Origin of the sequence: Streptomonospora mangrovi (genome assembly GCF_027604915.1) — a bacterium.
Taxonomy (GTDB): domain Bacteria; phylum Actinomycetota; class Actinomycetes; order Streptosporangiales; family Streptosporangiaceae; genus Streptomonospora; species Streptomonospora mangrovi.
Window position 1 is genome coordinate 63,882 of record NZ_JAJAQC010000032.1, and the last position, 24,056, is coordinate 87,937.

Here is a 24,056-nt window from a genome sequence, read left to right on the forward strand (position 1 = left end):
TTTTTCCACCCGGCCCGGAGCGGCCCCGCAATTCACCTCTCGTCTTTCGGGTTTCGCGTTTCACCTTTCGTGTTTCATGTTCGGTGTCCGGCGTTCACCGCGCCAGGTCCAGCCGGGCGAGTTCGCGCCGCGAGTGCACGCCCAGTTTGGGATAGGCCTTGTACAGGTGGTGCTCCACGGTGCGCCGGCTGAGGAACAGCCGCGCGCCGATCTCGGCGCTGCTGTGCCCTTCGGCCGCCAGCCGCACCACCTGGAGCTCCTGGGGAGTGAGCCGGTCCACGGGGTCGGCGGCCGCGGCGTCGGCGGGCGCCGGGGCGCCCACCGCGCGCAGTTCGCCGCGAGCGCGCTCGGCCCAGGGGGCGGCGCGCAGCCGCTCGAAGTCGGCCAGGGCCGCGCGCAGCGGCGCGCGGGCGTCGCCGGGCCGGCGGGCGCGGCGCAGCCACTCGCCGTAGGCCAGCAGGCTGCGCGCCCGCTCGAACGGCCGCCCGCCCTTGTCGTGCAGGGCAAGCGCCCGCTCGAAGTCCGCCTCGCCCCCGTCCAGCAGGGCCCGGCAGCGGGCCGCCACCGCCTGCGCCCAGGGCCGGCCGCCGCTGCGCGCCCACACCTCGAACCGGTCGAGGTCGGCGGCGGCGCGCTCGGGCGCGCCCAGCCGCGCGGCGGCCTCGACCTGGTCGGCGGTGGCCGCCATCAGCACGGCGGTGTGGCTCCCGCCGCGCCGGCGGGCGGCCTCCAGCCGCTCCAGCGCCCGGACGTGGTGGCCGTGCCCGACGTCGCTCAGCGCGAGCGCGGCGTCGGCGGCGGCCCGGTTGGACTCCGTGGCGCCCTCGGCCAGGGCCGCGCACCGCTCGGCGTCGCCCTCCACGGCCGCGACGAACGCCAGCACGACGTCGAGTTCGGCGCCGCGCCGGCGCAGCCCGGTGTCGCGGGCGATGGCGGCGGCCTCGGCCACGGCCGCCTCGGCGTCGCGGTGGTGCCCGGCCCGGAACAGCGCCTGGGCCTGGGCCTGGAGCACCTTGGGCAGCCGGCCCACGAGCCCGGCGGCGCGGCAGGCGGCGATCTCGGCGCCGGCCAGGGCCAGCGCGGCGTTGTCGTCGCCGATGATCACGGCGCAGTACAGGGCGGACATGCGCGCCTCGTCGGCGCCGGGCGCCCCGCGGCGGGCCGCCACCTCCTCGATGTGGGCGGTCATCAGCGGCAGCCCGCGCTCGTGGTCGCCCTCGATCGCGGCGGCCATGCCGCGCACGCCGGAGTCGGCGCGGCCCATGGCCGCCAGGCGCTCGGCGGCCACGGCCAGGGCGCGGGGGTCGTCGGAGAACCAGGCGTAGCCCGCGGCGGTGCGCAGCATGGCGGCGGCGGTGTCGGGGTCGGTGCCGGCGAGGTCGGAGGTGTGGTCCACGAGCAGCCGCGCGGCGTTGCCGGCCATGCCGCGCTCGAACTCCACCACCGAGCGGACCCGGGCCAGCCCGGCCCGCAGCACCGGGTCGCCGGTGCCGGAGTCGCCGGGGTCGGCGCGCTCGGCCAGGGCGGCGGCCTGAGCGGCGTCGCCGGCCAGCAGGGCGGCGTCGGCCGCGGCGGCCAGCCACCGGGCGCGCTCGGAGCGCGGGGCGAGCCGGGCGGCGCCGGTGAACAGGTGGGCGGCCGAGGCGTAGGCGGCGCGGTCGCGGGCGCGCTCGGCGGCGGCCGCCAGCAGGGCGCACACCCGGGGGTCGGGGTCCACGGTGGCCACGGCCAGGTGCAGGGCCGCGCAGTCGGGGTCGTCGGAAGCGGCGGCGAGCGCCCGGTGGGCGGCGAACCGCTCGGGCAGGGCGGCCCGCTGGTAGGCGGCGGTGGCGACGAGGGGGTGGCGGAAGGCGACGTGTTCGGCACTGACCTCGACCAGCCCGGCGCGTTCGGCGGGACCCAGGTCGTCGGGGCCGGCGCCCAAGGCACGGCCGGCCGCCAGCACGCGGGGCAGGTCGCGGCGGCCGTCGGCGGCGGCCGCCAGGAGCAGGGTGCGGGTCGCGGCGGGCAGGTCGTCGATGCGGGCGCGGAACCCGGCGAGCACCCGGTCGGTGACGGGCAGCGGCGGCACGCACTCGCCCCCCGCCTCACCGCGGCCGTGCGCGGCGGCGGCGAACTCCACGAGCGCCAGCGGGTTGCCCTGGGCCTCGTCGCGGATGCGGGCCGCCACGGCGGGGGCCAGCCCCCGGCCGGCCAGCACCCGCTCGGCGTCGCCGGGATCCAGGCGGCGCAGCGGGATCTCGGGCACCCCGGCGGCGGCGAACCCGTCGCGGGCCGCGAAGACCACGGCGACGCGCTCGGCGGCCAGGCGGCGGGCGGCGAACAGCAGCGCCTCGGCGCTGGCCCGGTCCAGCCAGTGGGCGTCGTCGGCGGCCACCAGCACCGGGGCCTCCTCGGCGAGTTCGGCCAGCAGGGTGAGCACGGCCAGGCCGGTGAGGAAGCGGTCGGGGGTGCGGGGCGCGGCGGAGCCCAGGACGGCGCGCAGGGCGTCGGCCTGCGGGGCGGGCAGGGCGTCCAGGCGCTCCTGCACCGGCCACAGGAGCTGCACCAGCCCGGCGAAGCCCAGGGCGGCCTCGGCCTCGACGCCGGTCAGCCGCAGCACCCGCATGCCGCGCCCGGCGGCCTCGCGGACGGCGCCCTCCAGCAGGGCCGACTTGCCGATCCCGGCCTCGCCGCGCAGCACGGCGGCCCCGCCGGCGCCGGCCGCCGCCGCGTCCAGCAGGCCGGTCAGCGCCGCCTGCTCGGCGGTCCTCCCGTGCAGCACCCGCACCCTCCGCTCCTCGGTAGGTGCCAACCGCGAACCTACGTAGGCCGATTCCGCAACGTTACTGATTCGCCGGCGGAGGCCCGAAACGTAGGTTTCCCCTGCACCGGCCGACGAGCGCCGGACCGGCCGCGCGCCCCGCGTCCGCCCGCGCCCCGCCGTGCCCCAATCACGCCTGTCACCTGGGAGTGGCCATGTCAGACCTGTCGGCGCCGGAGCGCACTCCGGCCCGTGCCCGCCGGACGGGGGCGCGCCTCGCGCTGCTGTCCGTGGGGCACCTCATCATCTCACTGGACTTCACGATCATCTTCGTCGCGCTGCCCGCCATCGCGCGCGACGTCGGCTTCACCCCGCACGGCCTGCAATGGGTGGTCAGCGCCTACGCGATCGCCTACGGCGGCTTCCTGCTGCTGGGCGGGCGCCTGTGCGACCTGGTGGGGCGCCGCCGGATGTTCCTGGCGGGCGCGCTGCTCTACGGCGCCGCCTCGCTGTTGGGCGGGCTGGCCACCGCGCCGGCGCTCCTGCTGGCGGCCCGCGTGCTCCAGGGGCTGGGCGGCGCCGTCCTGTTCCCCGCCGTCCTGTCGCTGGTCAACACCGGCTTCGCCGAAGGGCCCGAGCGCAACCGGGCGCTGACGGTGTGGGCGCTGGCCGGCGCGGGCGGGCTGAGCCTCGGGGCGCTGGCCGGCGGCCTCCTCACCCAGGCGTTCGGCTGGGAGGCGGTCTTCTTCGTCAACGTGCCGATCGTGGCGGGCGTGGTCGCGGGCGGGGTGGCGCTGCTGGCCGCCGACGGCCCGGTGGCGCGCGGCCGGTTCGACGTGCCGGGCACCCTCACCGGGACGGCCGGGATCACCCTGTTGATCCTGGCCGTGGCCCAGGGCGGTGAGCTGGGCTGGACCCACCCGCTGGTGCTGGCCGCCGGCGCCCTGGCCCCGGTGCTGCTGGCGGTGTTCGCGGCGGTCGAGGCGCGCACGGCCGAGCCGCTGGTGCCGCTGCGGTTGTTCCGCAACCCCTCCCTGGTGGCGGCCGTGCTGGTGATCCTGGTGTTCGGCCTCACCGCCCAGAACGTGCCCTACTTCCTGACGCTGTTCCTCCAGGAGGTGCTGGGGTTCGGCGCCTTGGAGAGCGGCCTGGCCTTCCTCGCCCCCACGCTGGCCATCACGCTGGGCAACTTCGTGTGCGAGCGGATGATCCACCGGATGGGGGTGCGCGCGGTGCTGCTCATCGGCTTCGCGCTGGGCGCCGTCGGCGCCGTGGCGCTGGGACTGGGCATGGTGCCCGGCGCCGGGTTCGCCGCCCTGCTGCCCGGCGTGCTGCTGGTCGGCCTGGCCATGGGGTTGGTCTTCGAGGCGATGTGGGTGGCGGCGGGCACCGGCGTGCCCGACGCCGACCAGGGCCTGGCCTCGGGAGTGGCCTCCACCGCCGTGCAGGTGGGTCTGGCCGCCGGGCTGGCGGTCCTGGTGACCGTGGCCGACCCCGGAGCGCCCGGGGCGGCGGGCGCGGCGGCCTCGGCCGTCGCCGCGGCCGAGGGCATGCGGGCCGCCCTCTACACGGCGGCCGGCGGGATGCTGCTCGGCTTGGTCGCGGCCCTGCGGCTGCCCGGCCGCGCGCGGCCGGGCGCCGCCTGACACGCCGACCGACGCACCGCCCGCACCACCGCGCGGGCGCCGACGACCGGCCCCCGCCTCACTCCGCCGCCGGGGCCGGGCCGTCGGCGCCCTCGTCGTCGTCGGCGATCAGCAGGCCCCCGACGTGGTCGGCCAGGACCGCGCGGGCGGCGGCGTCCAGGCCGGCGTCGCTGACCAGGACGTCGCAGCGCTCCAGGGGCGCGATGGTGCACAGGCCCACCGTGCCCCACTTGGTGTGGTCGGCGACCACCGCGAGCTTGCGGGCGGCGGCCACCAGCGCCTGGTCGGTCTCGCCCTCCATGAGGTTGGGGGTGGTCAGCCCGGCGGTCTCGTGCATGCCGTGCACGCCCAGCAGGAGCAGGTCCAGGTGCAGGCTGCGCACCGCCGCCACCGCCAGCGGGCCGACCAGGGCGTCGGAGGGGGTGCGGAACCCGCCGGTGAGCACGACGGTCTGGTCGGGCCGGGGCGAGCGGTAGAACACGTCGGCCACGCGCAGGCAGTTGGTCACCACGGTCAGCCCGGGGATGTCGCGCAGGTGCTCGGCGACCGCGCAGGTGGTGGTGCCCGCCGACAGGCCCACGGCGCTGTGCGGCTCGACCAGGCGGGCGGCGGCGCGGGCGATGGCCCGCTTCTCGCGCTCCTGGCGGGTGGAGTTGACCTCGAACCCGGGCTCCTCGGTGCTGCGCCGGTGGGGGGCCACCGCACCGCCGTGGACCTTGCGCAGCAGGCCGCGCGCCTCCAGGGCGTCGAGGTCGCGCCGGACGGTCATGTCGGAGACGTCCAGGCTCTCGACGAGTTCGGTCACCCGGACCGCGCCCGAGTGCCGCAGCCGCTCCAGGATGAGCGCCTGCCGCTGCGCCGCCAGCATCGTGTCCCCCCGCGATCGGCACGTCCAGCCGGGGTCCAACGGGGAGTCCGGCCCGCGCGGAACCGGCGGCGCCGCCGGGCGCACGGCCGTGTTGAAAATTGTTGGATGAATTGTGACATCCTGCGCATCGGTGTCAAGACCGCCCACCCGGCGGGCCCGCCCCCGCCCGCTCGGACGCGCCCGCATCCCCGGCGCCGCCGCCCCTGCGCCGCGCAGCCGCGGCTATCGGCTGGTCCAGCGCGTGTCAACCCTGTGCAGCGGCATGCGTTCTGCGACGCTTGACACACCGGCGGCCGTGCAACAAAGTTGCACCGAATGTGCGGTCTTGTGCGTTTTCGTTGCCTCATGAACGGGGATGCACCGCACGCCCCAGGTGTAGCCGTTCCAGAGGGGGTAACCAAGCACCACCGCACGGAACGGCACACCCACCCCGTCCGGCCCCGCGGCGTCCGCCGCGGCCGGCCGCGCCGAGCCGGTCGCCTGCACCGACCGGGTCGGCGCCCGGCCGCCGCACCCGCCCCCGGGGCCACAACCCCCATTGGGAGGACCCACGTGTTCAGAGAGGACCAGCCGTCGTGATCGCGCTAGCTCAGGATCCGCTGCGGCTCGACGCGTCGGCCATCGACTACGTCCTGCTCGCGGTGTACTTCGCGTTCGTGTTGGGAATCGGCTTCCTCGCCCGCCGGTCGATCTCCTCCAGCCTGGACTTCTTCCTGTCCGGGCGCGCCCTGCCCGCCTGGGTGACCGGTCTGGCCTTCATCGCGGCCAACCTGGGCGCCATCGAGATCATCGGCATGTCGGCCAACGGCGCCATGTACGGCATGCCGACCATGCACTACTTCTGGATCGGCGCCGTCCCGGCGATGCTGTTCCTGGGCCTGGTCATGATGCCGTTCTACTACGGCTCCAAGGTCCGCAGCGTCCCCGAGTTCATGCTGCGCCGGTTCGGCACGGCCGCGCACCTGGTCAACGGCATCAGCTTCGCCCTGGCCCAGATCCTCATCGCGGGCGTCAACCTGTTCCTGCTGGCCACCATCGTGGACGCCCTGCTGGGCTGGCCGCTGTGGGTGTCGCTGCTGGTGGCCGCGGCCATCGTCCTCAGCTACACCGCGCTGGGCGGCCTCTCGGCGGCGATCTACAACGAGGTGCTCCAGTTCTTCGTGATCGTGGCCGCGCTGCTGCCGCTGACCCTGGTCGGCCTGCACCGCGTCGGCGGGTGGTCGGGCCTGGTCGAGGAGGTCACCAACAGCCCCGACGGCGCCGAGCACCTCTCGGCGTGGCCGGGCAACGCCCTCACCGGGTTCGGCAGCAGCTTCCTGAGCGTGCTGGGGATCGTCTTCGGCCTGGGCTTCGTGCTGGCCTTCGGCTACTGGACCACCAACTTCGTGGAGGTCCAGCGCGCCATGGCCTCCAAGAGCATGTCGGCGGCCATGCGCACCCCGATCATCGGCGCCTTCCCCAAGCTGTTCATCCCCTTCCTCGTCGTGATCCCCGGCATGATCGCCGGTGTCAGCGTCTCGGAGATGGTGGCGCTCCAGGCGGGTGAGAACCCGGGAGTCGACTACAACGACGCGATCCTGCTGCTGATGCGCGACCTGCTGCCCAACGGCCTGCTGGGGGTGGCCCTGGCCGGCCTGCTGGCGTCGTTCATGGCGGGCATGGCGGCCAACCTCAGCTCGTTCAACACCGTGTTCACCTACGACATCTGGCAGGCCTACATCGTGAAGGGCCGGCCGGACTCCTACTACCTGAACATGGGCCGGTGGGTGACCGTCGGCGCCACGCTGGGCGCGGTGGGCACGGCGTTCATCGCCTCGGGCTACTCCAACCTGATGGACTACCTGCAACAGTTGTTCTCGTTCTTCAACGCGCCGCTGTTCGCGACGTTCATCCTGGGCATGTACTGGAAGCGCATGACCCCGGCCGCCGGCTGGAGCGGCCTGGTCAGCGGCACCCTGGCCGCCGTCCTGGTGTTCCTCGCCAACACCTTCGGGGTGATCGAGCTGTCGGGGCAGGGCGCCAGCTTCGTGGGCGCCGGCGCGGCCTTCGTCGTCGACATCGTCGTCAGCGTGGTGGTCACCATGTTCACCCGGCCCAAGCCCGACTCCGAACTGGTCGGCCTGGTGCACTCCCTGACCCCGCGCGAGTCCCGCAGGGCCGAGACCACCGGCGAGGACGCCGGCTGGTACCGCCGCCCGTGGGTGCTGGCGCTGATCGCCGGCGTCCTCGTCGTCGCGCTCAACATCATCTTCTTCTGACGGCCCGAAAGGCGGCACCAATGAACACGCGCAAGGAGGCAGCCCGATGAGCGCCAACGCGCCGAAGCCCCGGACCAGCCCGTCGCGGGCCTTCGACATCCGGATGGTCATCGCCCTGCTGTTCGCGATCTACGGGATCGTGCTCACGGTCATGGGCGCCTTCGGCTCCGCCGAGCACATCGAGCAGAGCGCGGGGGTCAACATGAACCTGTGGTCGGGCCTGGGCATGCTCGCCTTCGCGGTGCTGATGGGCGGCTGGGCGCTCATCCGCCCGCTGAAGGTCCCCACCGACACCGACACCGACACGGGAACCGGGCCCGGGCACTAGCCCGCCCTTCCCCCACCGGCCGCCCCCGCCACCCGGCGCGGGCGGCCGGTGCCGTTCGCGGCGGCGCACGGTCGTTTTCCAGACAATAATTGACATGACATCGATGTCGTGTAATCTTTCGGCATGCAGACACACCAGCCGACCACACTCGTCTTCGTCCCCTGCCTTTCGGGCGCCCCGTGGAGCCCCCGCCAACTCGCCCCCTACCGGCACCGGCCCCTGCGCGCCCCGCGCCTTCCCGAAGGCCTCGCCGAGATCGAGGGCTACGCCGACCACCTCGCCGCGTCCCTGGCCGACCTCGACGGCCCCGGCGGATACGTCCTGGTGGGCGACTCCTTCGGCGCCAACGTCGCCCTCGCGCTCGCCGTGCGCCGACCGGCCGCGCTGCGCGGACTGGTCCTGTCCGGAGGCTTTGCGGCCAACCCCGTCACCTCGCCGCTGCGCAAGGGCGCGCTGCGGGTGATGGGCCGGATGCGCGGCCCGCTGTACCGGGGGCCGGCGCTGCGCGCCCACGCCCGGACCCTGGCCTCGCCCCACGACACCGACGGCCAGGTCCCCTGGAGCACCGCCGACAGCCGCCGCCTCTTCCTCGACCACACCCCGGCCACCTCCTACGGCGCCCGCCTGGCCGCCGCGTTCGCCGCCGACCACACCGACCGGCTCCACCTCGTCGAGGTGCCGACGCTGATCCTCACCCCCTCCCACGACGTGCTGGTCGGCCCGCACGCCGCCCGCGTCCTGCGCGAGGGCATCCCCGACGCCCGCGAGGTCGTGCTCCAGGACACCGGCCACATGTTCCGCTTCACCCACCCCGACACCTACGGCGCCGCCGTCGAGGCGTTCCTGGCCGAACGCGTCGACCCGCCGGCCGCCACCGCGCCGAGCGACGCCCGGGAGGCCGGCCGTGCGGCCCGCTGAGGAACTGCGCTACCTGATCCTGGCCGCCCAGCGCGAGGGCAACCGCATCCTGGCGCGCCGGCTCCAGCCGCTGGGCGTCACCCCCTCCCAGGCCGAGGTGCTGCGGCTGCTGCTGGACCGGGGGCCGCTCACCCTCAAGGGCCTCGGGGAACTCCTGGTGTGCGAGAGCGGCGGCAGCCCCAGCAGGCTGGTCGACCGCCTGCACGCCGCGGGCCTGGTCCACCGCGAGGTACCCGCCCACGACCGCCGGCAGGTCACGCTCACCCTCACCGACGCCGGACGCCGCGTCGCCGAGGAGGTCGCCGGCGTCGAAGAGGACCTGCACGCGCGCATCGAGTCCGCCGCCCAGGGCCGCGCCCTTGACGAGGCCACCGCCTTCCTGCGCTCCTTCGTCGCGGGGCTGCCCTCCGGCGATGCCGTGGCCCGCCGCCGCGGCACGGCTTCCGGGTAGGGCGCGGCCCCGCGCCGCCGCCCGCGGCGCGGGGCCGTGCGCGGGTTGTCCACAGGCGCGGTGCGGCCACTGGCAGCGGCGATCACCCTGGGTTACGTTTTCTCCATCCGCCGTGTGCGCCGGGCGGGCCGATGCCCGTCCAGGCCCGAGTTTCGCGGAACCGCGCCCGGGTAGCGGGCGGCCACCCCTGGTCACCGGGTGTGTCCGCACCGGGCCGAGCAGTCGTAACGGCGGAGGAGAGACATGGGTGTTCGCAGGCTGATCCAGTCCTGGCCGGTCTACCGGCAGTTCACCGGCGGCGACCCCTCAGGGCGCGGCGGGGCGGCCAAGTCGGCCGCCAGCGCGCGCCTGGCCCCGCGCACCTCCCGCGCCGACCGCGTCGTGAAGTCGGTCTGCCCCTACTGCGCCGTGGGCTGCGGCCAGAACGTCTACGTCCGCGACGACAAGGTCATCCAGATCGAGGGCGACCCCGACTCCCCCATCAGCCGCGGCCGGCTGTGCCCCAAGGGCTCGGCCAGCCTCCAGCTCACCACCGGCTCCTCGCGGCGGCACACCGTGCTCTACCGGCGCCCGCACGCGCCCGACTTCGAGGAGATCGACCTGTGGACGGCCATGGACATGGTCGCCGACCGCGTGATCGCCACCCGCCGCGAGGGCTGGCAGGACCACCTCGACGGCCTGCGGGTCGCCCGCACCATGGGCATCGCCAGCCTGGGCGGCGCCACCCTCGACAACGAGGAGAACTACCTCATCAAGAAGCTGTTCACGGCGCTGGGCGTGGTCCAGGTCGAGAACCAGGCGCGGGTCTGCCACAGCTCCACCGTGGCCGGGCTGGGCACCTCCTTCGGGCGTGGCGGGGCCACCACCTTCATGCAGGACCTCCAGAACTCCGACTGCATCGTCATCGAGGGCTCCAACTACGCCGAGGCCCACCCCGTGGGCTTCCAGTGGGTCATGGAGGCCAAGGCGCGCGGCGCCGTGGTCATCCACGTCGACCCCCGCTTCAGCCGCACCAGCGCGCTGGCCGACCTCCACGTGCCCATCCGCGCCGGCACCGACATCGCCTTCCTGGGCGGGCTCATCAACCGCGTCCTCACCGACGACGCCTACTTCCGCGACTACCTGCTCGCCTACACCAACGCCGCCACCATCGTCACCGACGACTTCCAGGACACCGAAGACCTCGACGGCCTGTTCTCCGGCTTCGACCCCGACCAGCGCACCTACGACCTCAACACCTGGCGCTACGCCGGCGTGGACATCGCCCCCGCCTCGGGCGACCGCGACGCCCACTACGCCGAACGCGCCGGCGCGCCCCAGGAGACCGCCGAGGCCGGCCGCCCCGAACAGCAGGGCTCGGGCGGCGCGGCGGTGGGCGGCACACCCGAGACCGACCCCACCCTCACCCACCCCCGGTGCGTGTTCCAGATCCTCAAGCGGCACTACTCCCGCTACACCCCCGAGGCCGTCGAGGAGATCTGCGGCATCCCGCGCGACCTCTTCGACCGCGTCTACCGCCACCTCACCGAGAACTCCGGCCGCGACCGCACCTCGGCGTTCTGCTACGCGGTGGGCTGGACCCAGCACACCGTGGGCGCCCAGTACATCCGCGCCGCCTGCGTCCTCCAGCTCCTGCTGGGCAACATCGGCCGCCCCGGCGGCGGCATCCAGGCGCTGCGCGGCCACGCCAGCATCCAGGGCTCCAGCGACATCCCCACCCTGTACAACCTCCTGCCGGGCTACATCCCCATGCCCCACGCCCACGGCAACCAGAGCCTCGACGACTTCGTCGCCGCCGACGCCGCCGTCAACGGCTTCTGGGCCGACATGAAGTCCTACCTGGTCAGCCTGCTCAAGGCGTGGTGGGGCGACCACGCCACCGCCGACAACGACTACGCCTTCGACTACCTCCCGCGCATCACCGGCGACCACAGCACCTACGCCACCGTCATGGCCCAACTGCGCGGCGAGTGCAAGGGCTACTTCCTCATGGGCGAGAACCCGGCGGTGGGCTCGGCCAACTCCCGCGCCCAGCGGATGGGCATGGCCAACCTCGACTGGCTGGTGGTGCGCGACTTCTCGCTGATCGAGAGCGCCACCTGGTGGAAGGACGGCCCCGAGATCGAGTCCGGCGAGCTGCGCACCGAGGACATCGCCACCGAGGTGTTCTTCTTCCCCGCCGCCGCCCACACCGAGAAGTCGGGCACCTTCACCAACACCAACCGCACCCTCCAGTGGCACGACCGCGCGGTGCTGCCCGGCGGCGACGCCCGCAGCGACCTCTGGTTCACCTACCACCTGGGCCGGATCATCCGCCAAAAGCTCGCCGGCTCCACCGACCCGCGCGACCTCCCGCTGCTCCACCTCACCTGGGACTACCCGCTGGAGGAGGGCCAGGAGCCCGACGCCGCCGCCGTCCTGGCCGAGATCAACGGATACGGCCCCGACGGCCGCCCCCTGGGCGGCTACACCCAGCTCCGCGACGACGGCTCCACCACCTGCGGCTGCTGGATCTACTGCGGCGTCTTCGCCGACGGCGTCAACCAGGCCGCGCGCCGCAAACCGCACACCGAGCAGGACTGGATCGCCGCCGAGTGGGCGTGGGCGTGGCCGGCCAACCGGCGGGTGCTCTACAACCGCGCCTCGGCCGACCCCCAGGGCCGGCCCTGGAGCGAACGCAAGGCGCTGGTGTGGTGGGACCCCGCGTCCGGGCGCTGGACCGGCCACGACATCCCCGACTTCGAGGCCGACAAGGCACCCGATTACCGCCCGCCCGAGGGCGCCACCGGCGTGGCCGCGATCAGCGGCACCGACCCGTTCATCATGCAGGGCGACGGCAAGGGCTGGCTGTACGCCCCCGCCGGCCTCAAGGACGGCCCGCTGCCCACCCACTACGAGCCGCAGGACTCCCCGTTCGGCAACCTGCTCTACGGCCAGGACCGCAACCCGGTGCGGCAGGTCCACCCCCACGACCTCAACCGCTACCACCCCGGCCCCGGCGACCCCGGCGCCGGCGTCTTCCCTTACGTGGTCACCACCTACCGGCTCACCGAGCACTTCACCGCCGGGGGCATGAGCCGCTGGACCCCCTACCTGGCCGAACTCCAACCCGAGTTCTTCTGCGAGGTCTCGCCCGAACTCGCCGCCGAGCGCGGCCTCACCCACGGCTCCTGGGCCACCATCGTGACCGCCCGCAACGCCATCGAGGCGCGGGTGCTGGTGACCGACCGCATGGCCCCGCTGCGGGTGCACGGCCGCACCGTGCACACCATCGGCATGCCCTACCACTGGGGACCCAACGGCTACAGCACCGGCGACGCGTTCAACGAACTGTCGTCCATCGCGCTCGACGGCAACGTGCACATCCAGGAGGTCAAGGCGCTGACCGCCGACATCCGGCCCGGCCGCCGGCCGCGCGGCCCCGACCGGCTCGCCCTGGTCCGCGACTACCACGAGCGCGCCGGGATCACCGTGCGCACCGGAACGGAGGTGTAGGCCATGGCCCTGGACGAGCGACGCGCGGCGGCGCCCGGCACCGACAGCGGTAGCGGCGTCGGAACGCCCGACGGCATGCCCGCCGACTCCCCCCACCCCCGCATGGGGTTCTTCACCGACACCAGCGTGTGCATCGGGTGCAAGGCGTGCGAGGTCGCCTGCAAGGAGTGGAACGCGGTCCCCGAGGACGGGCTGAACTTCACCGCCATGTCCTTCGACAACAGCGGTGGGCTGGGCGCCGACACCTGGCGGCACGTGGCGTTCATCGAGCAGCGGGCGTCGGTGGGCGTGCAGGAGAGCGGCGTGGGCCGCCCCGACGGCGCGGCGGCGCCGGTGGACCTGGGCATGCCCTCCTTCGACAAGCCCGGCGACGCGGCCGGCGCCGACGAGCGCGGCGAATTCCGCTGGCTGATGTCCTCCGACGTCTGCAAGCACTGCACGCACGCCGCCTGCCTGGACGTCTGCCCCACCGGCGCGCTGTTCCGCACCGAGTTCGGCACCGTGGTGGTGCAGGAGGACATCTGCAACGGCTGCGGCTACTGCGTGCCCGCCTGCCCCTACGGCGTCATCGACAAGCGCGAGGACGACGGCCGGGTGTGGAAGTGCACCCTGTGCTACGACCGGCTGGGTGAGGGCCTGGAGCCGGCGTGCGCCAAGGCGTGCCCCACCGACTCCATCCAGTTCGGCGAACTGGACGAACTCCGCGCCCGCGCCGACGAGCGGGTGCGCCACCTGCACGAGGCGGGCATCGACTCCGCGCGGCTTTACGGCCGCGACCCCGACGACGGGGTCGGCGGCGACGGCGCGTTCTTCCTGCTGCTGGACGAGCCGGAGGTCTACGGCCTGCCGCCGGACCCGGTGGTGACCACGCGCGACCTGCCGTCGATGTGGCGGCACGCGGGCGCGGCCGCCGCCGTCCTGCTGGCCGGAATCACCGCGACGTTCCTGGGGAGGCGGCGTTGAGCACATCGGACGTGACACGCGAGGGCATCCGGGGCGCTCACCCGGGCCGCGAGGCGCTGACGGGCGCGGTGAGCACCCTGGACGGCCACCGCCGCGACCACCCTTCCCGCCGCCGGGTCCGGCGGGGCGAGCCGGAGTTCCGCAGCTACTACGACAAGCCGGTGCTCAACCAGATCGTGTGGGAGCCGCGCGACATCGCCGGCTACCTGTTCCTGGGCGGCCTGGCGGGCGCGTCGTCGGTGCTGGCCGCCGGAGCCGACCTGACCGACCGCCCCGATCTCGCCCGCCCGCTGAAGTACACGGCGCTGGGCGCGATCACCGGCTCGGTGGCCGCCCTGGTCAACGACCTGGGGCGCCCGGCCCGGTTCGTCAACATGCTGCGGGTGCTGAAGTGGACCTCGCCCATGAGCGTGGGCTCCTGGATCCTGGCGGCCTACGGCCCGCTGGCCGGGGCTGCGGCGGTCTCCCAGGCCACCGGCATCCTGCCGGGCCTGGGCAGGACGGCCGCCGTGGGCGCGGCCGCCCTCGGCCCGGCGGTGGCCGCCTACACCGCCCCGCTGATCTGCGACACCGCCGTCCCGGCCTGGCACGAGGGCTACCGCGAGATGCCGTTCGTGTTCGTGGGCTCGGCCGCGGCGGCGGCCGGCGGCATGGGCATGGCCACGGCCCCGGTGGAGCAGGCAGCGCCGGCCCGGCGCGCGGCCGTCCTGGGCTCGGTCCTGGAGACGGCGGCCCTGTGGCGCATGGAACACCGCATGGGCATGGTCGCCAAGCCGTACCGCGAGGGCCGCAGCGGAGGGCTGATGCGCGCGGCCAAGATCCTGACCGTGGCCGGAGCGGCGGGCGCCCTGCTGGGCGGCCGCAACCGAGCGGTGTCGGCGGTAGCGGGAGCCGCCCTGCTGGCGGGCTCGGCCTGCACCCGCTTCGGAGTGTTCAGCGCGGGCGTCGCCTCGGCCGCCGACCCCAAGTACACGGTCGTGCCCCAACGCCAACGTCTGGAAGAACGCAAAACCGACGCGGCGATCTCCGCCGCGAAGGCAGCCGCGTCGTCCCCGTCACCCGGCCCGGAGGAGCCGTCCGACTCCTAACCCCCGTCTTTACAAAGTAGATTTCCGACATCTCCCCCTCAGGGAGGAAATGCCGGTCTAGCCCAATTCGCCACCATCCCCGCGCGTGCGGGGAGCACGCCGGCGCCGGTGCGGCCCGCGATCGTCACGAGGGACCATCCCCGCGCGTGCGGGGAGCGCGTCGCTGTCTGGCTGCGCGCTGTCGCCGCGACGGGACCATCCCCGCGCGTGCGGGGAGCGCACGTGACCACGTACTAGCTACTGGTTTATGTTCGGACCATCCCCGCGCGTGCGGGGAGCGCGGCGAGGTCGGCCAGGGTGCGCTCGATGGTGAAGGGACCATCCCCGCGCGTGCGGGGAGCGCACTTGCTGAACTGGGAGCATACCGGGTGGTATCGCGGTTTTTGGCAACTTCTGGATGGCAACTCGGCTCCCCGCGCTGAGCTTTGCTTCTTTGGCGGCCCTGCTGGTCAGGGCGGGGGAAAGGTCGGGCCAACACTCCGTTCGGCGATGAGTTTTGGTCAGTACCGGGGTCTACCGTTCTGACCACATCGCAACGCACCACTGGGAGCGCGGACATGCGGATCGTACTGAGCTACTTCATGAGCCTCGACGGCGTTGTGCAGGCGCCCGGAGGGCCGAAGGAGGACACCGACGGCGGGTTCGCGCATGGCGGGTGGTCGATGCCCTACTTCGACGAGAAGGTCATGGGCGAGTTCATCGGCGAGGCCATCGCCACCACCACGGCGCTGCTGTTCGGCCGCCGCACTTGGCAGGTCATGGCCGACGCCTGGCCCTCCCGCAGCGGGGGCGACCCGTTCGCCGACCACATGAACGCGGTGCCCAAGTACGTCGCCTCGACCACCCTCACCCCGGACGACATGCGGTGGAACACCACCCTCCTGCCCGCCGACGACGTGTTCGGCGCCATCGGGCGGCTGCGGGCCGAGGGCGAGGGTGACCTCCACATCATGGGCAGCTCCAACCTGGCCCGCCAGCTCGTCTCGCGCGACCTGGTGGACGAGTACCGGCTGATGATCGAGCCCATCGCCCTTGGCGGCGGCAAGCGCGGCTTCCCCGACGACGGCCGCGCCCGGCCCATGGAGCTGGTGTCCACCGCCACCACCTCCACCGGCGTCATCGTCTGCACCTACCGCCCCGCCACGTAGCCCCGGCCCGGTCCGGTCCCGGCCCGATCCGGTGCGTCATGGCGCCTCGCTCGGGGTAGCGGGGCGCGCATGCGAGCACTGATCACCGGATGGTTCGGGTTCCTCCACGGCGAGGCCACGGCGGGCGACGTCGGCGCCGCCGTCACCGTCGCGGCCGCGCTGCGCGAGGCCGGGATCCCCCACGACCTCGGCCGCAGCCCCAATGTCCGCCTCGACGGCCCCGTCCTGGACGATCTGGACCCCGCCGACTACGGCCTCCTGCTGTTCGTGTGCGGCCCCGCGCACGGATGGCAGGTCCGCGACCTGCACACCCGGTTCGCGCACTGCCGCCGCGTCGCGGTCGGGGTCTCGGTCATCGACCCCGACGACCCGGCGGTGCGCGGGTTCGACACCGTCATCCCCCGCGACGCCCCCGGCACCGCGCCCCGCCCCGACCTCGCGGCCGCCGCGCCCCACCGGCCCGCCGTCCCCGTGGTCGGGGTGGTGGCCGCGCCCCGCCAGCCCGAGTACGGGGACGGCGGCGACCACGACGACGTCCACGCCGAACTCGCGGCCTGGCTCACCGCCAAGGACTGCGCCCGCGTCCCCCTGGACACCCGCCTGGACGCCGCCGACTGGCGCCACTGCGCGGCCTACGGCCAGTTCGACGCGCTGGTCCGGCGGGTGGACCTGGTGGTCTCCACCCGGCTGCACGGCCTGGTGTTCGCCCTGCGCAGCGGCGTCCCGGCCATCGCGGTCGACCCGGTGCCGGGCGGGGCCAAGGTGAGCGCGCAGGCGCGCGCCCTGGGCTGGCCCGCCGTGGCCGTGCGCGAGCCCGGCGAGCCGCTGGGCCGCGACCGGCTCGACGGCCTGTGGGACTGGTGCCTGTCGCCCGCCGCGCGGGCCCGCGCCGGGTGGGCGGCGGCCACCGCCCGCGACCGATCGCCCCTGGTGGCCGACCTGCTCGCGGCCGTGGTCGCGCACCGCGTGCCCCGGCCCGCCGACGCGCTCGCCGCCGAGCTTCCGCGCGACCCCGACGCCGGCGCGGGCACCCTCCAGGGGGCGTGACCGGGGGACGGAGCGGGGACGGAGCGGCGCCACCGCTTTGTCGGCACCGTGTGGAACGATGCCACCGCCCAACCGAGCCGACAGCTAAAGCGGGGGAACCATGACCTACGGCACCATCAACTCGATGAAGGCCAAGCCCGGTCGACGCGACGAGGTGGTGGCGATCCTCCTCAGCGGCGCCGACGGCCTGCGCGCCGCCGGATGCCACCTCTACGTGGTGGGCACGGCCGCCGACGACGACGTCACGGTGTGGATCAGCGAGGTCTGGGAGTCGCGCGAGCACCACGAGGCGTCCCTGCAACTCCCCGAGACCCGCGAGGCGATCAGCGCCGCCATGCCCATGCTCGCCGGGGAGTTCACCAGCCAGGAGGTCCGCGTCCAGGGCGGCGTGGGCGTCTGACGGCCCGCCGCCCGCCCGGGGCGGCGGCGGGGCGCTGACGGCCGCCGCGCCCCGGCCCCCGGTCGCTCTTCGCTCAGCGTCCGCGCGGCGCAGCCCCGGCCGCGAGTGCCGATCCCACCACACCGGCCGTGTAGGGCGCGATGTCGATCTCGGCGACACGTCCGGCCGCGACGCGGAAGCGGACGAGCGCGTAGGGGTGGCCGCCGGGCGCGATCACCGCCCCCGGGCGCCCGCCGACCAGCACCGAGGCCGCGACCGCGATCCGGTCGAGGAAGGTGGCGGTCTCCTCGGCGATCGCCGCCGCGCCGCGCACCTCGGCGGGCGCGCCCGCCGGGAGCAGCCGGGGGTCGGCCCTGCGCACGGCGCCGGGCGCCAGCAGGGCCGTCAGCCGGGCGATGTCGCCGCCGCGCGCGGCCGCCAGGAACGCCTCCACCACCTCGGCGTGGCCGGGCTGTCCGGGGTGTCCGGCGTCTCCGCCGCCCTGGTGGCCCGGCCGGGCGTCGCGGAGCCGGATCCGGGCGCGGCTGGCCAGTTTCTTCGCCGCGTCGGTGCTGGTGCCGAGCACGGCGGCGACGTCCTCGAACGGGACCGCGAAGAGGTCGTGCAGCACATAGGCCACCCGCTGGCGGGGCGACAGCTCCCCCAGAAGCACGAGCAGCGCGCGGGAGACGTCCTCGCGGCGCAGGAACGCCTCGTCGGCGCCGATCCGGTGGGCGGGCAGGTCGTCCGGCAGCAGGGGCAGTTCGCCGCGCCGCCGGCGGGTCCGGAGCAGGTCGAGGCACACCCGCGCGGTCACCGTGGTGAGCCAGCCCTCGAGGTTGGCCACCTCGGCGGTCTCCGCCGGGTCGGCCGCGCTCAGCCGCAGCCAGGCGGTCTGGACGGCGTCCTCGGCGTCGTGGCGGGAGCCGACGATCCGGTGGGCCAGGGAGACCAGGCGGGGCCGTGCCGCCTCGAAGAGTTCGACGGATTCCACGGGAGGGTCACCTTTCATGCGTGCGCGGCGTCAAGAGCGGCGAGTGGGACCGAGCTGACACGCACGGCACGAGAGGAAGACACCCATGAGCATAGCCACCGCCCCACCCGCCGCCCCGGCGCGGCCGCGCGCCGGGGCCGCCGCCGACCCGGTCCGGCGTCCGTCCGCCCGGCGGCCCCGCGTCCCCGCAGCCGCCGGGCACCGGCCCGCGCCGCCGGACGCCGGGGCGCCCGTCCCGCCGCGCCCGGCCGCCGCCGTGCCGGGACGGCTCCCCCGGTGACCGGGGTCATCGGCGGCGCGCTGTTCGCCGCGACCCTGGTCTGCGTCGCGGCCAACGCCTTCGAGGTCGCCGCCAAGGCCGTCCGCGCGCCGTTCGTGCTGCGCAACTCCGCCGAGGTCGGCGTGGGCCGCGCCTGGCTCCCCTGGCTGGCGCTCCTGGAGGGCGCCGGCACGGCCGGGCTGGTGGTGGGCCTGCTCGGGCTGCCGCTCGTGGGCCTGGCCGCCGCCACGGGGCTGGTGCTGTTCTTCGTCGGTGCGGTGACCGCCCACGTGCGCGCGCGGGTGCTCCACAACATCGCGTTCCCGGGGGTGTTCCTCGGCCTGGCCGCCGCCGCGCTCGCCCACTTCGCCGGGCACGTCGGCTGAGGCGGCGGGGCGGACGCACTCCCGCCCCCCCGACCAGCCCGAGGCGACCGGGCCGCGCCCTACCGGCCGTCCTCCTCCGCCTGGGCGAGGGCCGCGACCAGGCGGTCGACCAGCGGCCGGGTGCGCTCGTAGGACGCCTCGCCCAGGGCGGGGCTGCCCACCAGCGAGCGCATCACGCCCATGCCCAGCAGCAGCGCGCCCAGGAGTTCGGCCCGCAGAGCGGCGTCGGGGCCGTCCAGGCGCCGGGCGAACTCCCCCAGGTAGTCGTCGCAGATCCGGGTGCGCAACTGCGCCCGCACGTGGTCGCGCCCGGAGGAGCGCAGCATGACCAGCAGCGGGTGCTCGCCGTCGTAGGCCGACCAGTCGGCGAAGACGACGTCGTGCAGCAGGTCGGCGGTGACCTCCTCCAGCGGGCGCCGCCGGTCGGCGGCGAGCCCGGCCGGCACCTCGGCCCGCACGGCCTCGGCGTACAGCCGCTGCTTGGAGCCGAAGTAGCGGAACACCAGGGCGGCGTCGACCCCGGCGTCGGCGGCGATGTCGCGCACGCCGGTGCCGTCGTAGCCGTGGCGGCCGAAGCGCAGGCGGGCGGCGTCGAGCAGGGCCGCGCGGGTGGCCGCCTTGTCGCGGCGTCGGGGGGCGGATCCGGGTGCGGGTGCGGGGCGCGGCCCCGGGGCGGTGGTGTCCATGGAGTCAGCATAAGTCATCACCCGTTGACTTATCTCCCCGACCGCTCTACGGTTTGGTCATCAACTGATGACTTCAGAGAGGCGCGGCAGACCATGCGCACCTACGCGATCACCGGTGGCACCGACGGAATCGGGCGCGCCCTGGGCCGCCTCCTGCTGGCCCGAGGCGACCGCGTCATCGCCGTCGGCAGCGGCGCCGCCAAGGGCGCCGCCTTCCTCGCCGATGCGGCGGACCTCGGCGCGGCCCAACGGGCGCACTTCCTCCGGGCCGACCTCAGCACCGTCGCCGGCATGCGCCGCGCCGCCGAGGGGGTCGCCCAGGCCACCGACTCCCTCGACGCCGCCGTGTTCGGAGCCCAGCGCTTCCAGACCGCCCGGGCGCAGACCGCCGACGGCCTGGAGTTCACCTTCGCGCTGGCCTACCTCAGCCGCGCGGTCCTCGGCGAGGGCCTGCTGCCGCTGCTGGAGCGCGCCGAGCGACCGGTCATCGCCAACCTCGCCGGCCCCGGCGGCCTGCCCGGCACCATCGCCTGGGACGACCTCCAACTGCGCCGGCGCTACTCCGGCCGGCGGGCCGCCATGCAGGGCTCGCGCTGCAACGACCTGCTGGGCGCCGACTTCCCCGCCCGCCACCCCGGCGCCCGCACCCGCTACGTGCTCTACAACCCCGGCTTCGTGCGCACCGCCATGGCCGACCCGCTGCCGCCGCCCGCACGCGCCGCCACCAAGGCGCTGGCGCTGGTGCTGGCCCAGCCCGCCGCCGCGGCCGCCGCGCGCGTCCGGGAACTGCTGGACGACCCGCCCCCGGAGCCCGCCGCCGCGTTCTTCCGGCGCCGGCGGGTGCCCATGACCGGACCCGACTTCGATCCCGCCGCGGCGGCGCGGCTGCGCGCGGTCACCGCCGGCATCCTGGCCGGCGCCGCGCGCCGGGCATAACCGCGCGGCGCGCCGGGTAGCGGTGGCCGCGCACACCGCCGCCGCCCGGCGCGGGGCCGCCCCCGCCGCCCCCGCCGCCCGCGCCGCCGACCGACCCGGGAGGTCCGCCATGGCCCACCAGCCCAGAACCGTCGTCGTCACCGGTGCCAGCGGCGGTGTCGGCAGGGCCGCCGCCCGGGCGTTCGGGGCGCGCGGCGACCGCGTGGCCCTGCTGGCGCGCGGCGCCGACGGGCTCGCCGGGGCCGCCGCCGACGTCCGCGCGGCCGGCGGCACCCCGCTGGAGGTCCCCACCGACGTCGCCGACGCCGCGCAGGTCGAGCACGCCGCCGAGCGCGCCGAGTCCGAACTCGGCCCGATCGACGTGTGGGTCAACGTCGCCTTCACCGGCGTCTTCGCGCCCGTCAGCCAGATCGAGCCCGCGGAGTTCCGCCGCGTCACCGAGGTCACCTACCTCGGCTACGTCCACGGCACCAAGGCCGCCCTGTCCCGGATGCTGCCGCGCGACCGGGGCGCGATCGTGCAGGTCGGCTCGGCCCTGGCGCACCGGGGCATCCCCCTCCAGTCGGCCTACTGCGCGGCCAAGCACGCCATCCACGGCTTCCACGAGTCGCTGCGCTGCGAACTGCTGCACGACGGATCGGGCGTGGCCGCCACCATGGTGCACCTGCCCGCCATGAACACCCCGCAGTTCGACTGGGTGCGCTCGCGCCTGCCGCAGCGGGCCCAGCCCGTGCCGCCCATCTACCAGCCCGAGGTCGCCGCCCGCGCGATCCTGCGCGCCGCCGACCACCCCCGGCGGCGGGAGTACTGGGTCGGCGCCTCCACCGTGCAGACCATTCTGGGCAACCGGATCGCCCCCGGGCTGCTCGACCGCTACCTGGCGCGCGGCGGCTACTCCGCCCAGCAGACCGGCGAGCCCCGCGACCCCGACCAGCCCGCCAATCTGTGGGAGCCCGCCGACGCCGCCGGCGGCCGCGACCACGGCGCGCACGGCTCCTTCGACGACCGCAGCCGGCCGGCCAGCCTCCAGCAGTGGGCGTCCCGCCGCGCCGGGCGGCTGGCCGCGGCCGGCGCGGGCACCGCCGCGGCGGCCGGATACCTCACCTGGCGGGTGCTGCGACGCGGCGGCCGGTGATCGCGGCCGTTGTCGGGGAAGGGTGGTAGGAACCAACCCCGGCCGCGAGGGAGGACCCGGTTGCCACTGCGCATCGAGGACTACGCGCTCATCGGAGACACCCAGACCGCCGCCCTGGTGGGCAGCGACGGCAGCATCGACTGGCTGTGCCTGCCCCGCTTCGACTCCGGCGCCTGCTTCGCCGCCCTGCTGGGCGACGGCGGCAACGGCTACTGGCGGGTGGCCCCTGCGGGGCCCCACCGCCTGCTGGGCCGGCGCTACCGCCCCGACTCCCTCGTGTTGGAGACCGAGTTCGCCGACGAGGACGGCGTCGTGCGGGTCACCGACTGCATGCCCGTCCGCGACGAGCACCCCGACCTGGTGCGCCGGGTCGAGGGGGTGCAGGGGCGGGTGCGGGTGCGCACCGAGATCGCGGTCCGGCCCGACTACGGCGCCATCGTGCCCTGGACCCGCAAGAACGGCGGCCGGCTGAGCTTCGTCGCCGGCCCGGACACCCTCTACCTCGACTCCGACATGCCCTTCGACCTGGGCCGGGCCGAGTGCCCCCAGGCGGAGTTCACCGTGGAGGAGGGCGAGGTGGTGGACTTCCGCCTGGCCTGGGTGGCGCCGCAGGCCCCGGCGCCCGAGCGGGTCGACGTCGGCGCCGCGATCGAGCGCACCGAGCGGTGGTGGCGCGACTGGGCGGGCCGGTGCGGCTACGACGGGGAGTACCGCGACGCGGTGGTGCGCTCGCTCATCACGCTCAAGGCGCTGACCTACTCCCCCAGCGGCGGGATCGTCGCCGCGCCCACCACCTCGCTGCCCGAGCAGTTGGGCGGGGTGCGCAACTGGGACTACCGCTTCTGCTGGATCCGCGACGCCACGTTCACCCTGCTGGCGCTGCTCAACTCCGGCTACGACGACGAGGCGGTGGCCTGGCGGCAGTGGCTGCTGCGCGCGGTGGCCGGCGAGCCCGCGCAGATGCGGATCATGTACGGCATCCAGGGCGAGCGCCGGCTGCCCGAGGTCGAACTGGAGTGGCTGGCGGGCTACGCCGGCTCCCAGCCGGTGCGGGTGGGCAACGAGGCCTACCTGCACTGGCAGCTCGACGTCTACGGCGAGCTGATGGACGCCCTGCACCAGACCCGGGTGCGCGGCATCCCGCCGGACGACCCCGCGTGGGACCTCCAGTGCGCGCTGATGGAGTTCCTGGAGGAGCACTGGCGCGACCCCGACAACGGCATCTGGGAGGTGCGCGGCCCCCGCCGCGACTTCACCCACTCCAAGGTGATGGCCTGGATCGCGGCCGACCGCGCGGTCAAGGCGGTCGAGGAGTTCGGGCTGGAGGGGCCGGTGGAGCGGTGGCGGCGGCTGCGCTCGGAGATCTTCGAGGACGTGTGCCGCCACGGCTTCGACACCGAGCGCGACACGTTCACCCAGTTCTACGGCTCGCGGTCGCTGGACGGCGCGCTGCTGCTGCTCAGCGCCGTGGGGTTCCTGCCCGCCGAGGACCCGCGGATGAAGGGCACCGTGGAAGCGGTCCAGCGGGAGCTGATGAGCGACGGGTTCGTCATGCGCTACACCATGGACGAGCAAACCTCCGAGGTCGACGACCTGCCGCCGGGCGAGGGCGCGTTCCTGCCGTGCACGTTCTGGCTGGCCGACAACCTCATCATGCAGGGCCGCGTGGAGGAGGGGCGCGAGCTGTTCGAGCGGCTGCTGGGGCTGTGCAACGACGTCGGGCTGCTGGCCGAGGAGTACGACCCCCGGGCGGGGCGGCAGGTGGGCAACTTCCCGCAGGCGCTGTCGCACATCGCCCTGGTCAACACCGCCTTCCACCTGCAAGGCGACCGCGGCCCCATAGAGCAGCGCGCCACGGCCGGCCGCGCCGGGCGGGGCCACGCCTCCTCCGACGAGCCGAGCGCGCTCGCCGCCTCCCGCGCCGATGATGGCTCCGGCGGGCAACCGGGCGGGCCGCACGGCGCCGCCCCCGCCGAGAAGGCCGCCCCCGCGGCCCCCGGCTCCCCCGCCCCCGCCTCCGCCGACCCCACCGCCCCCGCCGAGCAGCCCGTGCCCAGCAGCCCGCGCGAGGGCGGCTAGCCCTCTCGCGCCGGGGGCGGGCAGACCCGCTCGGGGCGGGGGGGGGGGGGCGGGGGGGGGGCCACGCCCCCCCCCCCACCCCCCGCCGGCCCCCCCCCCCCCGGGCCCCCCCCCCCCCCCGCGGGGGGGGGGGGGCGCCCGGGGGGGGGGGGGGGGCGCCCCCCCCCCCGGCCGTGGCCGGCGGACCGGGTGGTGGGACCGGAAACCGTTCCGGGCGGGTCAGACGGCCAGGCGGCGCATCATGCGGGT

Annotated in this window: 19 protein-coding genes and 1 CRISPR repeat array; of the genes, 15 read left to right on the forward strand and 4 right to left on the reverse strand. The window is 75.2% G+C overall.

Going from position 1 to position 24,056, the window contains the following annotated elements; genetic code table 11:
- Nucleotides 1-94 precede the first annotated feature (94 nt).
- Nucleotides 95-2,794, reverse strand: a complete 2,700-nt coding sequence (locus LG943_RS18315; RefSeq protein ID WP_270073530.1) for an ATP-binding protein — start codon at nucleotides 2,792-2,794, stop codon at nucleotides 95-97.
- 164 nt (nucleotides 2,795-2,958) lie between these two features.
- Here LG943_RS18315 and LG943_RS18320 point away from each other — a divergent pair, with 164 nt between their 5' ends.
- Entirely contained in the window at nucleotides 2,959-4,389 is a 1,431-nt protein-coding gene (locus LG943_RS18320) for an MFS transporter (protein ID WP_270073531.1), read from the forward strand.
- Between the two features lie 58 nt (nucleotides 4,390-4,447).
- Here LG943_RS18320 and LG943_RS18325 read toward each other — a convergent pair whose 3' ends face one another.
- Nucleotides 4,448-5,257: a DeoR/GlpR family DNA-binding transcription regulator gene (locus tag LG943_RS18325; protein WP_270073532.1), complete on the reverse strand. Its 810-nt coding sequence runs from the start codon at nucleotides 5,255-5,257 to the stop codon at nucleotides 4,448-4,450.
- 575 nt (nucleotides 5,258-5,832) lie between these two features.
- On the opposite strand from LG943_RS18325, the gene LG943_RS18330 reads away from it, so the two are divergent.
- From LG943_RS18330 to LG943_RS18375, 10 genes are all read left to right on the forward strand, one after another.
- Nucleotides 5,833-7,515, forward strand: coding sequence for a sodium:solute symporter family protein (locus tag LG943_RS18330; RefSeq protein WP_270073533.1), 1,683 nt, complete (start codon nucleotides 5,833-5,835; stop codon nucleotides 7,513-7,515).
- A gap of 46 nt (nucleotides 7,516-7,561) precedes the next feature.
- Nucleotides 7,562-7,843 (forward strand): hypothetical protein, encoded by a 282-nt coding sequence (locus tag LG943_RS18335; protein WP_270073534.1) that lies wholly within the window; start codon nucleotides 7,562-7,564, stop codon nucleotides 7,841-7,843.
- 123 nt (nucleotides 7,844-7,966) lie between these two features.
- A complete protein-coding gene (locus tag LG943_RS18340) occupies nucleotides 7,967-8,761 on the forward strand; it encodes an alpha/beta fold hydrolase (protein WP_270073535.1) in 795 nt (264 codons plus the stop codon).
- The gene (locus tag LG943_RS18345; protein WP_270073536.1) at nucleotides 8,748-9,212 is read left to right on the forward strand and encodes a MarR family winged helix-turn-helix transcriptional regulator; all 465 of its coding nucleotides are present in this window, start codon (nucleotides 8,748-8,750) and stop codon (nucleotides 9,210-9,212) included. The genes LG943_RS18340 and LG943_RS18345 overlap by 14 nt, the downstream gene beginning before the upstream one ends.
- A 243-nt stretch (nucleotides 9,213-9,455) precedes the next feature.
- On the forward strand, nucleotides 9,456-12,707 hold the full coding sequence (gene fdh, locus LG943_RS18350) for a formate dehydrogenase (RefSeq protein WP_270073537.1): 3,252 nt from the start codon (nucleotides 9,456-9,458) through the stop codon (nucleotides 12,705-12,707).
- Nucleotides 12,708-12,782: 75 nt separating this feature from the next.
- Nucleotides 12,783-13,670, forward strand: a complete 888-nt coding sequence (locus LG943_RS18355; protein WP_270073551.1) for a 4Fe-4S dicluster domain-containing protein — start codon at nucleotides 12,783-12,785, stop codon at nucleotides 13,668-13,670.
- A complete protein-coding gene (gene nrfD / locus LG943_RS18360; RefSeq protein ID WP_270073538.1) occupies nucleotides 13,667-14,758 on the forward strand; it encodes an NrfD/PsrC family molybdoenzyme membrane anchor subunit in 1,092 nt (363 codons plus the stop codon). Before LG943_RS18355 ends, nrfD begins: the two co-directional genes overlap by 4 nt.
- Nucleotides 14,759-14,828: 70 nt before the next feature.
- Nucleotides 14,829-15,101: a CRISPR direct-repeat array (repeat unit 28 nt; unit sequence GGACCATCCCCGCGCGTGCGGGGAGCGC).
- 214 nt (nucleotides 15,102-15,315) lie between these two features.
- Entirely contained in the window at nucleotides 15,316-15,906 is a 591-nt protein-coding gene (locus LG943_RS18365) for a dihydrofolate reductase family protein (protein WP_270073539.1), read from the forward strand.
- A 69-nt stretch (nucleotides 15,907-15,975) separates the two neighbouring features.
- Nucleotides 15,976-16,953 (forward strand): polysaccharide pyruvyl transferase family protein, encoded by a 978-nt coding sequence (locus LG943_RS18370; protein WP_270073540.1) that lies wholly within the window; start codon nucleotides 15,976-15,978, stop codon nucleotides 16,951-16,953.
- Between the two features lie 100 nt (nucleotides 16,954-17,053).
- Nucleotides 17,054-17,353, forward strand: a complete 300-nt coding sequence (locus tag LG943_RS18375) for a putative quinol monooxygenase (protein WP_270073541.1) — start codon at nucleotides 17,054-17,056, stop codon at nucleotides 17,351-17,353.
- Nucleotides 17,354-17,426: 73 nt separating this feature from the next.
- Here the strand turns inward: LG943_RS18375 and LG943_RS18380 are convergent, their stop codons facing one another.
- The gene (locus LG943_RS18380) at nucleotides 17,427-18,326 is read right to left on the reverse strand and encodes a sigma-70 family RNA polymerase sigma factor (protein WP_270073542.1); all 900 of its coding nucleotides are present in this window, start codon (nucleotides 18,324-18,326) and stop codon (nucleotides 17,427-17,429) included.
- 276 nt (nucleotides 18,327-18,602) lie between these two features.
- Here LG943_RS18380 and LG943_RS18385 point away from each other — a divergent pair, with 276 nt between their 5' ends.
- On the forward strand, nucleotides 18,603-18,971 hold the full coding sequence (locus LG943_RS18385; RefSeq protein ID WP_270073543.1) for a DoxX family protein: 369 nt from the start codon (nucleotides 18,603-18,605) through the stop codon (nucleotides 18,969-18,971).
- Nucleotides 18,972-19,030: 59 nt separating this feature from the next.
- Here LG943_RS18385 and LG943_RS18390 read toward each other — a convergent pair whose 3' ends face one another.
- Nucleotides 19,031-19,657, reverse strand: a complete 627-nt coding sequence (locus tag LG943_RS18390) for a TetR/AcrR family transcriptional regulator (RefSeq protein WP_270073544.1) — start codon at nucleotides 19,655-19,657, stop codon at nucleotides 19,031-19,033.
- A 93-nt stretch (nucleotides 19,658-19,750) separates the two neighbouring features.
- Here LG943_RS18390 and LG943_RS18395 point away from each other — a divergent pair, with 93 nt between their 5' ends.
- The 3 genes from LG943_RS18395 to LG943_RS18405 all read left to right on the forward strand — a co-directional run bounded on the left by LG943_RS18395 (nucleotide 19,751) and on the right by LG943_RS18405 (nucleotide 23,807).
- Nucleotides 19,751-20,593 carry an SDR family NAD(P)-dependent oxidoreductase gene (locus LG943_RS18395; protein ID WP_270073545.1) on the forward strand — a complete coding sequence of 281 codons (843 nt, stop codon included), beginning with the start codon at nucleotides 19,751-19,753 and terminating at the stop codon, nucleotides 20,591-20,593.
- 109 nt (nucleotides 20,594-20,702) lie between these two features.
- Nucleotides 20,703-21,728, forward strand: coding sequence for an SDR family oxidoreductase (locus LG943_RS18400; RefSeq protein ID WP_270073546.1), 1,026 nt, complete (start codon nucleotides 20,703-20,705; stop codon nucleotides 21,726-21,728).
- A 60-nt stretch (nucleotides 21,729-21,788) separates the two neighbouring features.
- Nucleotides 21,789-23,807, forward strand: a complete 2,019-nt coding sequence (locus LG943_RS18405; RefSeq protein ID WP_270073547.1) for a glycoside hydrolase family 15 protein — start codon at nucleotides 21,789-21,791, stop codon at nucleotides 23,805-23,807.
- Nucleotides 23,808-24,056: the final 249 nt, after the last annotated feature.